Origin of the sequence: Mesorhizobium sp. 113-3-9 (assembly GCF_016756515.1) — a bacterium.
GTDB lineage: Bacteria > Pseudomonadota > Alphaproteobacteria > Rhizobiales > Rhizobiaceae > Mesorhizobium.
This window is the reverse complement of the sequence record NZ_AP023246.1, coordinates 6,244,961-6,258,816: the sequence shown is the minus strand read 5'-3', so window position 1 is coordinate 6,258,816 and position 13,856 is coordinate 6,244,961. Positions and strand designations below refer to the sequence as shown.

At 66.0% G+C, this 13,856-nt stretch carries 12 protein-coding genes; 7 read left to right on the top strand and 5 right to left on the bottom strand.

Annotation, left to right across the window (positions count from 1 at the left end; all coding sequences use genetic code 11):
• Nucleotides 1-148 precede the first annotated feature (148 nt).
• Genes MesoLj_RS30510 through MesoLj_RS30480 form a run of 7 tightly spaced genes read left to right on the top strand, consistent with a single transcriptional unit; the run spans nucleotide 149 to nucleotide 7,304 of the window.
• Nucleotides 149-499, top strand: coding sequence for a RidA family protein (locus MesoLj_RS30510; RefSeq protein ID WP_056564911.1), 351 nt, complete (start codon nucleotides 149-151; stop codon nucleotides 497-499).
• 24 nt (nucleotides 500-523) lie between these two features.
• Nucleotides 524-1,954 carry a dihydropyrimidinase gene (gene hydA, locus MesoLj_RS30505; protein ID WP_202323642.1) on the top strand — a complete coding sequence of 477 codons (1,431 nt, stop codon included), beginning with the start codon at nucleotides 524-526 and terminating at the stop codon, nucleotides 1,952-1,954.
• Complete coding sequence (locus tag MesoLj_RS30500) at nucleotides 1,939-2,853, top strand: nitrilase-related carbon-nitrogen hydrolase (protein ID WP_202323641.1); 915 nt, start codon at nucleotides 1,939-1,941, stop codon at nucleotides 2,851-2,853. Before hydA ends, MesoLj_RS30500 begins: the two co-directional genes overlap by 16 nt.
• A gap of 12 nt (nucleotides 2,854-2,865) precedes the next feature.
• Nucleotides 2,866-4,182, top strand: coding sequence for a Coenzyme F420 hydrogenase/dehydrogenase, beta subunit C-terminal domain (locus MesoLj_RS30495; protein ID WP_202323640.1), 1,317 nt, complete (start codon nucleotides 2,866-2,868; stop codon nucleotides 4,180-4,182).
• Nucleotides 4,183-4,195: 13 nt separating this feature from the next.
• Nucleotides 4,196-5,362: an NAD(P)/FAD-dependent oxidoreductase gene (locus MesoLj_RS30490; RefSeq protein WP_202323639.1), complete on the top strand. Its 1,167-nt coding sequence runs from the start codon at nucleotides 4,196-4,198 to the stop codon at nucleotides 5,360-5,362.
• Nucleotides 5,359-6,642: a Zn-dependent hydrolase gene (locus tag MesoLj_RS30485; RefSeq protein WP_202323638.1), complete on the top strand. Its 1,284-nt coding sequence runs from the start codon at nucleotides 5,359-5,361 to the stop codon at nucleotides 6,640-6,642. The genes MesoLj_RS30490 and MesoLj_RS30485 overlap by 4 nt, the downstream gene beginning before the upstream one ends.
• Entirely contained in the window at nucleotides 6,639-7,304 is a 666-nt protein-coding gene (locus tag MesoLj_RS30480) for a cysteine hydrolase family protein (protein ID WP_202323637.1), read from the top strand. The genes MesoLj_RS30485 and MesoLj_RS30480 overlap by 4 nt, the downstream gene beginning before the upstream one ends.
• On the opposite strand, the gene MesoLj_RS30475 is transcribed toward MesoLj_RS30480, so the two are convergent.
• The 5 genes from MesoLj_RS30475 to MesoLj_RS30455 all read right to left on the bottom strand — a co-directional run bounded on the left by MesoLj_RS30475 (nucleotide 7,289) and on the right by MesoLj_RS30455 (nucleotide 13,775).
• A complete protein-coding gene (locus MesoLj_RS30475; RefSeq protein WP_202323636.1) occupies nucleotides 7,289-8,776 on the bottom strand; it encodes an N-acyl-D-amino-acid deacylase family protein in 1,488 nt (495 codons plus the stop codon). The genes MesoLj_RS30480 and MesoLj_RS30475 overlap by 16 nt on opposite strands.
• A 12-nt stretch (nucleotides 8,777-8,788) precedes the next feature.
• Nucleotides 8,789-10,330 (bottom strand): trimethylamine methyltransferase family protein, encoded by a 1,542-nt coding sequence (locus MesoLj_RS30470; protein WP_202323635.1) that lies wholly within the window; start codon nucleotides 10,328-10,330, stop codon nucleotides 8,789-8,791.
• Nucleotides 10,331-10,406: 76 nt separating this feature from the next.
• Nucleotides 10,407-11,375, bottom strand: a complete 969-nt coding sequence (locus MesoLj_RS30465) for a D-2-hydroxyacid dehydrogenase (protein WP_202323634.1) — start codon at nucleotides 11,373-11,375, stop codon at nucleotides 10,407-10,409.
• A gap of 8 nt (nucleotides 11,376-11,383) precedes the next feature.
• Complete coding sequence (locus MesoLj_RS30460; protein WP_202323633.1) at nucleotides 11,384-12,292, bottom strand: dihydrodipicolinate synthase family protein; 909 nt, start codon at nucleotides 12,290-12,292, stop codon at nucleotides 11,384-11,386.
• Between the two features lie 64 nt (nucleotides 12,293-12,356).
• Nucleotides 12,357-13,775, bottom strand: coding sequence for an MmgE/PrpD family protein (locus MesoLj_RS30455; RefSeq protein WP_244735209.1), 1,419 nt, complete (start codon nucleotides 13,773-13,775; stop codon nucleotides 12,357-12,359).
• Between the last annotated feature and the right edge of the window lie 81 nt (nucleotides 13,776-13,856).

The window sequence follows — 13,856 nt, the reverse complement described above, 5'->3', positions numbered from 1 at the left end:
ACAAGCGAAGATTGACACGGCTATGGCGTGATTTTTTTTGGCCATCCCGGTGGCGGAAAACGGCGTTGCGCCGTGCGACAGGCTTTACAGTCCTTTTGCACGCTCCCTACGATAGGTCACCTGCCGAAGATCGAGAGGAGACCAGGGTATGACGATCGAACGTCTTGAGAACGGGCAACGCTTCTGCCGGGTGCTGCGCTACAACGGCACCGTCTATGTCTCCGGCCTGACGGCGGACGACCTTTCCGGCGACACCACCGCGCAGACGAAGCAGATTTTCGCCAAGATCGATACCCTTCTGGCCAAGGCCGGCAGCGACAAGTCGAAGCTTCTCAGCGCCCAGATCTGGCTGCGCGACATCGCCGACTTCGAGATGATGAATGCGGCATGGGACGCCTGGATCGATCGCAGCGCCATGCCGGTGCGCGCGACGGTGGAGGCGCGGCTTGCGGGTGATCAGTATCGCGTCGAGATCATGGTCACGGCGGCCGTCGGCTGATGCCGATTGGGGTGGGCAAACCGTATGCATGAGCTGGTGATCAAAGGCGGAAGGGTTGCGCTCGACAACGGTTGGGCCGAATGCGACATCGCCATCGATGAGGGGCGCATCGCCGCCATCGGGACCGGCCTGTCCGGCAAATCCGTGATTGGCGCTGGCGGTCGTTGGGTCATGCCCGGCGGCATCGACGCCCACTGCCATCTCGACCAGCCGGTCTGGGGCGGGGCCGGCAATGCCGACGATTTCGAGTCCGGCACCATCTCGGCGGCCTTCGGGGGCACCACATGCATCGTCCCGTTCGGCATGCCGGGCCCGGACATGACAACGATTGGCGCCGTCGACCGCGCGCTCGATCGCGCCACGGGGCGCGCGGTGATCGACTACGGGCTGCACGCGGTGGTGACCATGGGCACCGGCCCCGATGTCGAGCAACAGCTTTCGCAGCTCGCCGGACGCGGCATCGCCTCGGTCAAGCTGTTCATGACCTATCAGGGCTTTGCGGTCGACGACGATCTCTTCTTCAGGGTACTCGATACCGCGCACAGGCTTGGCTGGATCGTCATGGTCCATGCCGAGAATGACGCCGCCATCCGCCGCACGCGCCAGAGGCTGATCGATCTCGGCCGAACCGACATCCGCTACCATGTCGTTGCCCACAGCGAGACGATGGAGCGCGAGGCCACGCATCGTGCGCTGGCCTTCGCCGAAATGACCGGCGCACGCATGACCATCGTCCACGTCTCCTCCTGGCAATCGGCCGAGGAGGTGGCGCGGGCGCGGGCTCGTGGTGTGGATGCGATCGCCGAGACCTGTCCGCAATATCTGTTCATCGGCGCTGCCGACCTCGATCGGCCGGCCCTGGATGCCGCGCGCTTCGTCTTTTCGCCGCCGCCGCGTTCGCCGCGCAGCCATGAGCATCTGTGGCAGGCGCTGATCGATGGCGGCATCGATCTCTGGTCCTCCGACCATTCGCCCTATTTCTTCGCCGACAAGATCGCACGATCGCGGACGCCCGGCTTTACCACCACGCTGAGCGGCATCCCGGGCATCGAGACTCGTCTGCCGCTGCTCTTCTCGGAAGGACTGCTCTCCGGCCGGCTGACGCTGGAGCGCTATCTCGATCTCACCTCGCGCAATGCCGCCGCGATCTATGGTCTGGCCCACGCCAAGGGCCGGATAGCGGTCGGCCTCGATGCCGATCTGGCGCTGTGGGATCCCACAGCGACCTGGACCCTCGGCCATTCGGCCCTGCATTCGCGCGTCGACTTCACGCCCTACGAGGGCAGGAGCGTGACCGGCAAGCCGACCACCGTGCTGGTGCGCGGCGTGCCGGTGGTCGCCGACGGCGTGCTGCAGGTGCAGCCTGGGTTCGGACAATTCGTAGAGCGCACCGCGGCCGATCCGGCCCTTTCGGGAAAACCAGTCGAGGAGACGACGCCATGGCTCGATGCCTGACAATAGCGGTCGCCCAGACCGGACCGATCCAGCGCAGCGCCTCGCGTGCCGAAACTGTCGATCGCCTCGTCCACTTGCTGGAACAGGCCGCGGCCGAGGGTGCGGAGATTGCCGTATTCCCTGAGATGGCGCTGACCACCTTCTTCCCACGCTGGCGCATCGACGATCAGGCGGAGATCGACGCCTTCTTCGAACAGTCGATGCCTGGCCCCGAAACGCAGCGCCTCTATGCCGCCGCCGCGCGCCTAAAGGTCGGCTTCGCGCTCGGCTATTGCGAGATCGCTCGGGAAGACGGCCGGACGCGCCACTTCAACACCATGGACCTTGTCGGCCCCGACGGGCGCTTCATCGGCCGCTATCGCAAGATGCATGTGCCGGGGTCGAGCGAGCCGGAGGAAGGCATCACCACGCATCTCGAGCGCCGGTACTTCGAGCCCGGCAATCTCGGCTTCCCGGTCTTCGACTATCGCGGCGTTCGCGTCGGCATGGCGATCTGCAACGACCGCCGCTGGCCCGAGACCTACCGCATGCTTTGCCTCAACGGCGCCGAGGTCGTGCTGCTCGGCTACAACACGCCGCTGCTGCTCGATGAGGCGCCGGCGCTGGCGCATCTCAGGATGTTCCACAACCATCTGCCGATGCAGGCCGGCGCCTACCAGAACACGCTGTGGGTGGCGGCCGCCGCCAAGGCCGGGCTGGAAGACGGCCAGGCACTGATAGGCGGCTCCTGCATCATCGCGCCGACCGGCGAGATCGCCGCGCAGGCGATGTCACTCGGCGACGAGATCATCGTCCATCGCGCTGACCTCGACCTGATCGAGACCTGCCGGAAGGTGAATTTCAACTTCGCGCTCTATCGCCGCCCCGATCAGTATCGGCGTATTTCGGAACCGGTCTGAGATCGAAACGAGATGGGCCTGATCGAAGCCAGCCATAGCCAAGCCACGATGATGCTGCCGACCGATCCACTTTCGCTGAGCGAGATCGTCGAGAACGGTCTTTGCATCGGCTGCGGCCTCTGTCGATCGATCGCCGGCCCCGGCGCGGTCGAGATGGTAATGACGCCGGAGGGGCGCGAGCGGCCGGTGGCGAACCAGGCATTGGACAGGTCGACGCTGATGCTGATCAACGCCGTCTGTCCGGGAACGCGCATCGCTGGTCCGCCGCCGGCGCACGCAAGCAATGCCGCGTTGACGGACACCGTCTGGGGTCCTGCCGAACGGCTTGTCCTCGGCTGCGCGGGAGATCCCGCGGTGCGGTTTGTCGGCTCGGGAGGTGGGGTGCTGACGGCGCTTGGCCAATTCCTGCTGAGTTCCGGACGCGTCAAGTTCGTGCTGCATGTCGCCGCATCGCATTCCCAGCCGATGCGCAGCGAGCGCCGGCTGAGCTTTGATGCCGCTTCGGTGCTTGAGGGCGCCGGCTCGCGCTATGGCCCGGCTGCGACCCTGGTGGATTTCGGCGACATCCTCGATCGCGGCGAGCCCTTTGCGCTGATCGCCAAGCCTTGCGACGTCACCGCCGTGCGCAACCTGGCGCGGCTCGATCCCCGCGTCGATGATTTGATGCGATATGCCTTGGCCTTCGTCTGCGGCGGTGCCTCGGATCTGTCGAAATCTGAACAGGCGTTGCAGCGCTTCGGCCTCGGCGAGGACGAACTCAGATTGTTCCGCTATCGAGGGTACGGCAATCCCGGCCTCAACCGAATCGAAACCAGCGACGGGCGCGCCTTCGAACTCACCTATCGGCAGCTGTGGGAAGACGAGGACAAATGGATGATCCAGCCGCGCTGCAAGATCTGCCCGGACGCGATCGGCCAGGTGGCGGACATCGCGGTTCATGACGCCTGGCTGAACGGCGGGCCGGCGGTCGAGGACGAGGCGCTCAACGGCATCATCGTGCGCACCAGGCGCGGCCTTGAGCTGTTCGACGCGGCGGTCGAAGCCGGCGCGCTGGAGATCAAGCGGGAAACCAGTATAGCCGAAATCAGCGAATTGCAGTCGCACCAGGTGCGCAAGCGGCGCGCCGTCTGGGCGCGGCTGAAAGGCATGGCGATCGCCGGCAAGCCGATGCCTTTTGTCACCGACCTCGCACTTGAAGATTGCGCCGCGCAGAATTCGTTGGCCGAAAATCTGGCCGAGGGGCGTGGCGCCCGCGACCGCGCCCGGCGCGGACGCCTGGGTGAGCCGCCTGCCGTGCCGCGTGAAAGCAAGGCTGTGCGATCTTGTTGAAGGATGAGCTGATATGAGTACCGCCGAGCAAACCGAAATCATCATCATTGGCGGCGGCATGGCCGGGGCCGGCGCTGCCTTCGAGATCTCCCGCTCGGCCAAGGTGGTCGTGCTCGAGCGGGAAAGCCATTGCGGCTACCACACCACCGGCCGCTCGGCGGCAAGCTTTACCGAAAACTACGGCAACGGCATCATCCGCCGGATCGTGCTGGCGAGCCGGTCTTTCCTGACCGAACCGCCGGCTGGCTTCACTGATTATCCGCTTCTCGGTAAACGCGGCATGATCACCGTGGCGCGCGCCGATCAGCTCGATCTCCTGGCTCAGGATCTCGAGGCCGCGCGGGCGCTGGTGCCGTCGATCGTCGCCATGACACCGGCCGAGGCGATTGCGCGCGTGCCGGTGCTGCGCGCGGATTATCTCGCCGGCGCCTATATCGAACCGCATTCGATGGACATCGATGTGAACGGCCTGCACCAGGGCTTCTTGCGTGGCGCCCGTGCGCACGGCGCCAGGATCGTCACCAATGCCGGCGTCAACGCCATCGATCGGCAAGGCGGCCAATGGCGGGTCGAAACCTCGGCGGGAACATTCCTTGCGCCACAGATCGTCAATGCCGCCGGCGCCTGGGGTGACGAGATCGCCGTCATGGCTGGCGTGCGCCCGATCGGCCTGCAGCCGAAGCGCCGCACCGCCTTCAACATCCCGGCGCCCGCCGGTGTCGACATATCAGAGTGGCCGCTGGTCAACGATGTCGGCGCCGAATTCTATTTCAAGCCGGATGCCGGGCAGTTGTTCGTTTCGCCTGCCGATGCGACGCCCTCAGCGCCGATGGATGCCTATGCCGAGGATATCGATGTGGCGATCGGCGCCGAACGTCTTGAACGGGCGACGACGATCGAGGTGCAGCGCGTGTCACGCTCATGGGCGGGCTTGCGGACCTTCGTCGCAGATGGCTCGCCGGTCGTTGGGCCGGATGACGAAGTGCCGGATTTCGTCTGGCTGGTCGGGCAGGGCGGCTACGGTATCAAGACCTCGCCGGGGCTGTCGCGCGTCTGCGCCAGCCTGATCGCGGGCAAGGGCTTCCCAGATGATGTCGCAAGGCAGGGCGTGTCGATGGATGATCTCGCGCCACACCGGCTGCGCGGCGTCGAGTCCCAAGCCAGGCAGGTTGCGTCATGAGCGATGCCGCACTCACGGCCGGCGGCAGGCTGGCCGGGCATCTGCTGGACAGGCTTGCGCACGCCACCACCGATGCGCCGGGGATCACGCGCATCGCCTATGGACCCGGTGAACGCTTCGCCCACGATCTCGTGCGCGACGAAGCGGAAAAGCTCGGCGCCACGGCGCATGTCGATGCCGCCGGCAATCTCTATTTGACGCTGAAGGGCCGCGACCCCGACCTGCCGGCGATCGTTGTCGGTTCGCATCTCGACAGCGTGCCGCACGGCGGTAACTTCGACGGCGCTGCCGGTGTTGTGGCGGGGCTGGCGGTGATGGCCGAACTGGTCGGGCAAGGCATCCAATTGTCACGCGCTCTGATCGTGCTGGCGACCCGCGCCGAGGAAGCGGTGTGGTTTCCGCTATCCTATCCCGGCAGCCAGGCCGCACTTGGGTTGCTGGAGCCGGCGGCGCTGGACGCGAGGCGGTCGGACAGCGGACGCACGCTTGCGGATCACATGCGTGAGGAAGGCTTCGACCCCGAAGCCGTGCGGCGCGGCGTGCCGGGCATCGATGCCGGCCGCATCGCGGCTTTTGTCGAAGTGCATATCGAGCAGGGACCGCGCCTCGTCGCATCCGGCGCGCCGGTCGGCATCGTCACCGGTATTGCCGGCGGCTTCCGTTATGTCGATGCGAAATGCCTTGGCGCCTACGCGCATTCAGGTGCCGAGCCGCGCTTTGCCCGCCATGACAGTGTGCTCGGCTTTGCCGATCTGGTCGCCGGCCTTGAAGAGGAGTGGGACGCGCTCGAGCGTGAAGGGCATGAGGCCACCATCACCTTCGGCCGGGTGGAATCCGATCCGAGCCAGCACGGCGGCAGCCGCGTCCTGGGCGAACTCCGCTTCACGCTCGATGTGCGCAGTGCCGAGGCCGCTGTTCTGGAGCGGGTCGACGCAAGGTTGCACGCGCTCTTCGCCGAAGTCGGCAGGAAACGCGGCGTCAGCTTCGAGGCCGGGCCACGCTTCACCTGGGAGCCGGCAACCATGTCGCCGGCTCTGATCGCGAGGCTGGACCGTGCCGCCACCGAACTGCAGATGCGGGCGCCGCATGTGCCGAGCGGAGCGGGGCATGACGCAGCCACCTTTGCCGGCGCCGACATCGCGACTGCCATGATCTTCGTTCGCAACGAGAACGGCAGCCACAACCCGCATGAAGCGATGGAAGTCGCCGACCTTGATCAGGCGATCCGCTTGCTTCTTCGTTTCATCACTGACTTCGACAATCCCCTGGGACAGCCATGAACCTTGCCGCGACCGCCTTGCTCGTCATCGATTTGCAGAACGAATACCGCCCCGGTGCTGCCTGGCCGGTGATCGGCTATGACGCCGTGCTCGCCAATGCCGCCACGCTGATCGCAGCCGCCCGTGCGGCGGGCGTGCCGGTCATCCATGCGCAGGCCTGGGTGAAGCCGGAGGAACGCGACGGCTACGCAAGGCAGGAGGAGATCCTGACCGAGGAATTCCGCTCCGCCGTGGCCGGCAGCGATGGCGCGGCGATCTGCGCCGAAGTGGCGGCGCTGCCCGGCGACATCATCATCCACAAGCACTGGCCGAGCGCCTTTCGCCGCACCGATCTTTCAAAACGGCTGGCCGACCTCAAGGTCGAGAACCTGATCGTGACCGGCGTGCTGACCGACAGTTGCGTGACCGAGAGCGTGTTCGACGCGGTCTACCAGGGTTTCAGGGTCTGGCTGGTCAAGGACGCCTGCGGCAGCATGAGCGAGGCCATGCACCGCACCGGCATGCTCGACATGGCCAACCGGCTCTATGGCGGCGGCATCCTGCGCCTGTCCGAGGCGTTAAAGGCGCTCGCCGGCCAGCCTTTCGACGGCTGGCGCTGCACGCGGCCGGTGGAATTCGTCTATACGCTCGAAACGGTCGACCGGATTTACGAGGCTCTGTGATCGGCGCCGCAGCCGCATGCGCCCGTGACGACCTTTGAGACCGAGGGCTTGAGCACAGTGCCAGGCAGTGCGCCGGTTGCCCTGCCGCCGCGCCATACGGATACGCCGTTGACGAAGACATGCTCGATGCCGGCGGCGGGCCGACGCGGCTCCTCGAACGTGGCGGTGTCGATGATCGTGTCGGGATCGAAGACGACGAGATCGGCGAAATTGCCTTCGACCAGCAGCCCGCGTTGCGCGATGCCGAATTCCTTCGCGGGCAGCCCGGTCATCCGGAACACGGCCTCCTCCAGGCTGAACAGGCCGACATCCCTGGCATAGTGGCCGAGCACGCGCGGGAAGGTGCCCCACAGGCGCGGATGCGGGTGGATATCGTGCGGCAGGCCGTCCGAGCCGATCATGGTGCGCGGATGGGCGATGATGTTGCGCACATCCGTCTCGTCGAGCTGGAAATAGACAGCACCCGCCGGCAGCAGGCGCTCACCCGCCTCGCGCTCGCTGCAATTCCATTCCCGCGCGATGTCGGCGATCTCGCGCCTAGCCATCTCCGGATGCGGATCCGACCAGGTGACGAGGATCTTTAGGCCCGTGTCGCAACGTTCCAGGCGAAGCACGGTAGAGCTTGCGGCATAGGGATAGACATCCATGCCGATGTCCATCGTCTCGCGCGCCCGGTCGATCCTTTCCAGTGACGGACGGCTCTTGCCGAAATTGGCGCGGCCGGTGCACTGGTGGTGCGAGATGAACAGCTTGCCGCCGGCATGATCGGCAGTGTCGATCGCCTCCTCGATCGCCTCGTCCATCGTTTCGAAATAGTTGCGTGTGTGAGTGACATACGGGCCGCCGAGGCCGGCCGCCATGGCTGCGAGCGCCTTGACCTCCTCGGTCGAGGACTTCACGGCGGGCGGATAGTCGAGCCCGGTGCTGAGGCCGAAGGCGCCGTCGGCCATGGCCTCGGCGACCGCCTCCTGCATCGCCGCCGTCTCCGCTTCGTTGGCCGGACGGTCGGTCACCGGCATGCAGCGCTGGCGCAAAGTGGTGTGGCCGACCAACAGAGCCGCGTTCGTGGCGATGCCGCGCCGCCTGAGCTCGGCGACATAGTCGGCAAAGCGATCGAAGCGGAAATTCTCGCGACCGCCGACCAGCGTGAAGGGCGGCGGTGGCGTCCTGTCGAGAAGCAGCGGCGCCAGGCTGACGCCGCAATTGCCGGCGATCACCGTCGTCACGCCCTGGCTGATCTTCGGATCCATGCCGCGGGGCGCCAGCAGTGCGCCATCGTCATGTGTGTGCACGTCGATGAAGCCGGGCGCGACCACCTTGCCCCTGGCATCGATCTCCTCGATGCCAGTCGCGCCGTCCAGCCGGCCGATGGCGGCGATCCTGTCGCCGGTGACGGCGATGTCGGCCTCGAAAGGTTTGGAGCCGTCGCCGGCGATCAGCGTCGCGTGACGGATGACGAGATCATGGTGCATGGAGCAGAGGTCCTAACCTTCCGGATTGGCGGCGATTTCCTCGCGGCGGCGCGCGACATAGGCGTCGAGCTCCTCGCGGATCGCGGGGTCCATCACCGGTTCTTCGTAATCGTGCAGCGCCTGCTGCCAGAGCTCCGTCGCCCGCTCCAGCGCGTCCTTGCCGCCGGCCTCCTCCCAGGCGCCATGGTTCTGCCAGTTGGAGAGCATCGGCTGGTAGAAGGCGGTGGTGTAGCGCGACATGGTGTGCTCGGCGCCGAAGAAATGGCCGCCGGCCGGCACCGACTTGATCGCTTCGAACCCCAAATCGTCCTCCTGGAACGGCAGCGGCCGCAGGAACTCCATCATGTTCTGCAGGATCTCGACGTCCAGCACGAGCTTTTCATAGGACGCCGTCAGCCCGCCCTCCAGCCAGCCTGCCGCGTGGTAGATCAGGTTGGCGCCGCCGAGCACCGCCCCCCACGTCGCCATTTCCGTCTCGTAGGCGGCCTGCAGGTCGACCACGTTCGAGGCATTCGCATTTGAGGTGCGATAGGGTAGTTTGTAGCGCCGCGCCAATTGCCCGGCGATGATATTGGCCTTGGCATTCTCAGGCGTGCCGAAGGCCGGCGCCCCGGACTTCATGTCGACATTGGAGGTGAAGGCGCCATACATCACCGGCGTGCCGGGATTGACGAGCTGCGTCAGCACCACGCCGAACAGCGCCTCCGCGTTCTGCTGGCAGAGTGCGGCAGCCAGCGTCACCGGCGTCATCGCGCCCATCAGCGTGAAAGGCGTGACGGTCACCGGCTGGCCGTGCTCCGCCATGGCGATCAGGCCCTCCGCCATGGCGTCGTCGAACAGGCGCGGCGAGTTGATCGAGATGATCGTGGTCACGCCAGGCGAGGCGCGCATCTCCTCGACGGAGATACCGCGCGCGATCGCCATCATGTTGATGCCGTCCATGGCCCGGGCGCGGCCGATCGCGGTGCAATGGAAGGAGAGGTCGCTCAGCGTCAGATTGGCATGGTAGGTGTCGAGATGGCGCGCATTCGCCGGCAGCTCCATCGGCGCCACCACCTGGTTGCCGATGATGTGGATGGCGTTGAAATGGTGCGCGAGCCGGATGAAGTTCTGGTAGTCGGCAAGATTGCCCTGACGGCGGCCGTTGATGCGGTCATGCACGTTGGGCGGGCCGGCCACCAGGCCGAAGACCAGCGAGTTGCCGCCGAGATGGACCTGCTTTTCCGGATTGCGGCTGGTCAGCGTGAAGGAGGACGGCACCGCCCGCAGCGCCTCGCGCACCAGGCTCTCATCGATGCGGATGGTCTTCTCTTCGCGATCGACGATGGCGCCGGCGGAAGCGAACAGGTCCATCACCTGCTCGCTCATGACGCGGATGCCGAGTTCGGACAGGATACGCATCGAGGTGTCGTGCAGTTGCTGCATCCGCTCTTCGTCGAGAAGCTGCATGGGCGGATAGGGATTCTTGACGCTCTGCCACGGCAGTTGCGCGATGCCGCCACCGCTGCGCCCGAGCTTCGATCTGCGGCCGCCGCCGCGCCTGTCCTGTGACATCGGATTTATTCCTTCCCGACTCTCTTTTTCGCAATTCCGGACGGAAAACCGCTGCACACTTTTCCTGGAATTGCTTTCAATAGCCGCGCTCCGGACTGACCACATTCTCCAGCGGCTCGCCGCGGCGATAGCGCGCCAGATTGTCGGTGAACATGCGCACCGACTTGATGTCCCAGCCGTCATAGACCGCCGCGCAATGCGGCGTGATGGCGACGTTGTCGTAACCCCAGAGAGGATGCTCGGCGGGCAGCGGCTCGGTCGCAAAGACGTCGATCGCCGCCCCCTTGATCCGCTTGTCGTCAAGGGCTTCGAGCAGCGCGGTCTCATCGACCACGCCACCGCGCGAAATATCGATGAGCACGGCGGAGGGCTTCATCGCTGCGAAGGCCGCTTTGCCGAGCAGGCCGCGCGTGGTCGGCAGCAAAGGCACGCAGCAGATAATGAAATCGGCGCGGCCGACGAGCGGCAGCAGCGCGTCAACGCCATGAACCTCATCCAGGCTTGGTGTCGGCTTGGGGCGTGCGCGGATGCCCAGTGTGCGCATGCCCATCGCCTGCGCCCGTATGGCGACGGCCTCGCCGGTCTTGCCAAGGCCGATGATCAACACCGTCTTGCCTTCGATCGGCTCGACGCGGCCGCCGCCCCACTGTCGTGCCTGCTGGCGGCCCGCAAAGCCGCGCAGGTCGAGCGAGAAGGACAGCATGGCGCCGAGCGCATATTCGGCAAGCATGCCGGCGGCAACGCCCGCGGCGTTCGTCACCGTCAGCCGCTCCGGGTCCCAATATCCGAGATGATCGGTGCCGGAGCCGCCGACCGAGACCCATTGCACGGTCGGGCTTTCGACCAGGGCCTGGCGCGGAAAGCGCGGCGTGCCGTCGAAGCGGACGGAATAAACCACTTCCGCCGCCACGCGCCCGATCAGTTCGGGCAGGGCGGCGTAACTGTCGCAAGCATGGATCGCGAGGTCCGGATGCGTCTCCATCAGCACGGCCAGCGCCGCGCCCGGCCGGTCTGTGTGCAGGATGACGGATGGCTCAGCCGACATGGTGCCGCTCAGTTCCGGCCAATGTGATCTGCCGAAGAGCCGAGCGCCGCGAGCAGCTTCTGACCGCTTTCAAGCGTTGCATTCTCGTGTGGAGCGCGCAGGTTCAGCCAGCGCTTGTCACCCGAGCGCACTGCTAGAACGGCCTTCATCGCCGGGATCAGACCGGCATCCTGGATGATCTTGCGGAATGCCTTGATCGCGGCATCCGCTTCGGCAACATCCTCTCCGGCCAGCGTGCGATCGTAAAGGGAGCGGATGGCCGCCGCATTGAGGTTGACGGTGGCCGAGATGCAGCCTGCCGCGCCGCTGGCCAGGCCCTTGGTCAGTTGCGCTTCGGAACTCGGGAACACCGCAACTTCGGGGGCGGCGGCAATCACCGCTGCCGTATTGTTCCAGTCACCAGCGCTGTCCTTGTAGGCGACAACGGTGTTGGGAAACGCCGCGCTCAGCCGGGCGGTCAAGGCCGGGCTCACCGGCACGCCCGAGTTCTGCGGGATATGGTAGAGGATCATCTTCATTGCCGGGTTCGCCACCCGCTCGATCAGTTCGCTGTAGTAGCGCGCCTGGCCGTTATCGCCGGCGGCGGTGTAGAAGAAGGACGGCAGCACCATCACTCCGGCACAGCCGAGCCCGACCGCGTGCTTCGACAGTTCGACGGTTTCGGGCAGCGCGGTGACGCCGGTGCCGGGCATCAGACGATCTGGCGAAATGCCGGCTTCGATCAGCCACTCCAGCGCCCGCATGCGCTCACCCAGCGAGAGCGACAGCGCCTCGCCGGTGGTGCCGAAGGGGGACAGGAAATGCGCGCCCTGGTCCAGCACCCATCTGGCATGGGACACAAAGAGGTCGCGTGCGATGCCGCCGTCGTCAGCGAATGGCGTCAGGATCGGTGCGATGGTTCCTTGCGGGCGGGTCATCTGTGTCCTCTGTGCGTGATGGTATTCGATGCCGTGTGTGACCGCCGCTGCCGCTGTCCGGCCGCTACCACGCTGGCCGTTGCAGCATCCTGGTGATGACAGGAGGATCGTAGAGCAATGCCGACAGATCGCTGAAGAGGCTGTCGCGGTCGCTGAGCGACAGCACCGCGTCGCGGATCGCCTCGGCGCGGCCTTGTCCGAGCACCGGCGCGGCGAATTCCATGTACTTGTCCTCGATTTCAGCTTGGGTCAGCGGCGCCTCCGGTCCGCCGCGCGCATGGACGTCTCCGGAAGCGAGGATCCGCCCATCTGATGTCGTGATCGCCACGTCGGCCCATCGGCCCGCCGGAAAACGGGCACTGTGGCGCTCCGACTCCAGGACCGTGATGCGGCTCAGCATATCCGCCACGGCAGCATCCTCCAGCCCGCTGCCGGAAATGTGCTCGAGTCCGATACGGCCATGGACGATAAAGGTCGCGACGGCGAAGCGCAGGCTGTACTGCGCCATCGAGGTCGTGTCCGGCATGCCGTCGAACAGCGTGGCGGCGTAATGAAAGCTGTTCACCTCGACGTGGCTGATGTCGGAGGGCGCGAGATGATGCGCATGGCAGAGCCCGCGCGTCGCGTCGATCGCGGCGTGCGCCCAGCGGCAGATCGGGTACGGCTTCACATACTGATGCAGCACCTGCCAGAAGGCGCCGAGATCCTGCCAATGCGGCGCGACCTCGGGCTCCTCGATCGTGATCGCCGGCGCGCCGGTAAAGCCGCGTTCGGCGAGCACTGCCGCGGACAGGCCGACCAGCGTGCCGATGCCCGAGCCGTCATGCAGCATCGTCGGGTTCGCGATCTCGCGCATCATCTGGCTGCGTGGGCCGTGATATTCCGCAATGCCAAGCGCCTGGCGCAGTTGATTGTCGTCGAGCCGCCGCAACCTCGCCGCCACCGCGACGACGCCCAGCGCATTCCAGGCGCCTGATGTATGGTAGTCCGACACAGTCGCGTGCAGCGCGATGCCCGCCCGCCCGGCAATTTCGTAGCCGACGACCAGGGCCGCCAGTGCCTCCGGCCCGCCAAGGTCGGGGCGTGCCTCGGCAAGGGCTGCCAGCGCCGGCACGACAGCGACGCCGATATGGCCCTTGGTCGGGCTGTATCCGTCATGGCCGTCGAGATTGTCGATCTGAGTCGCGGCCGCATAGGCGGCTCCAGCGATGCTGGCACGACGTCCATCGAAAAGCATGCGTGCCGAATGCCGCGGGTCGGTCGAACCGTAGAGAAGTGCTGCGGTGTCGCGGGCAATCCGGCCCGCTTCCATCGGACCGGCGGCAATGGCAATGCCGATTGTGTCCAGCAGGAGATAGCGCGCCTGCTCGAGGACGGAGGCTGGGAATGCCGCCGCCGGCCGCCGTAACACGAAATCAGCCAGGCGGACGGTAACGCTGGTACTCGCGTCAGGCCCTTCACGCCGATGCGACGGCACAGCCACTTGCATTACTCCCCTCTGCGTCACGACATCATTAATTTGGGTTCATCGTGCTTTCACGCAATTAGTTCGGCGGCATTGGCC

Excerpts from the sequence above, each read along its gene's own strand:
- MesoLj_RS30480 (WP_202323637.1), top strand. The coding sequence starts at position 6,639 with ATGAACCTTGCCGCGACCGCCTTGCTCGTCATCGATTTGCAGAACGAA.
- MesoLj_RS30465 (WP_202323634.1), bottom strand. The coding sequence starts at position 11,375 with ATGTCGGCTGAGCCATCCGTCATCCTGCACACAGACCGGCCGGGCGCG.
- MesoLj_RS30460 (WP_202323633.1), bottom strand. The coding sequence starts at position 12,292 with ATGACCCGCCCGCAAGGAACCATCGCACCGATCCTGACGCCATTCGCT.
- MesoLj_RS30500 (WP_202323641.1), top strand. The coding sequence starts at position 1,939 with ATGGCTCGATGCCTGACAATAGCGGTCGCCCAGACCGGACCGATCCAG.
- MesoLj_RS30470 (WP_202323635.1), bottom strand. The coding sequence starts at position 10,330 with ATGTCACAGGACAGGCGCGGCGGCGGCCGCAGATCGAAGCTCGGGCGC.
- MesoLj_RS30510 (WP_056564911.1), top strand. The coding sequence starts at position 149 with ATGACGATCGAACGTCTTGAGAACGGGCAACGCTTCTGCCGGGTGCTG.
- MesoLj_RS30495 (WP_202323640.1), top strand. The coding sequence starts at position 2,866 with ATGGGCCTGATCGAAGCCAGCCATAGCCAAGCCACGATGATGCTGCCG.
- MesoLj_RS30485 (WP_202323638.1), top strand. The coding sequence starts at position 5,359 with ATGAGCGATGCCGCACTCACGGCCGGCGGCAGGCTGGCCGGGCATCTG.
- MesoLj_RS30475 (WP_202323636.1), bottom strand. The coding sequence starts at position 8,776 with ATGCACCATGATCTCGTCATCCGTCACGCGACGCTGATCGCCGGCGAC.
- hydA (WP_202323642.1), top strand. The coding sequence starts at position 524 with ATGCATGAGCTGGTGATCAAAGGCGGAAGGGTTGCGCTCGACAACGGT.
- MesoLj_RS30490 (WP_202323639.1), top strand. The coding sequence starts at position 4,196 with ATGAGTACCGCCGAGCAAACCGAAATCATCATCATTGGCGGCGGCATG.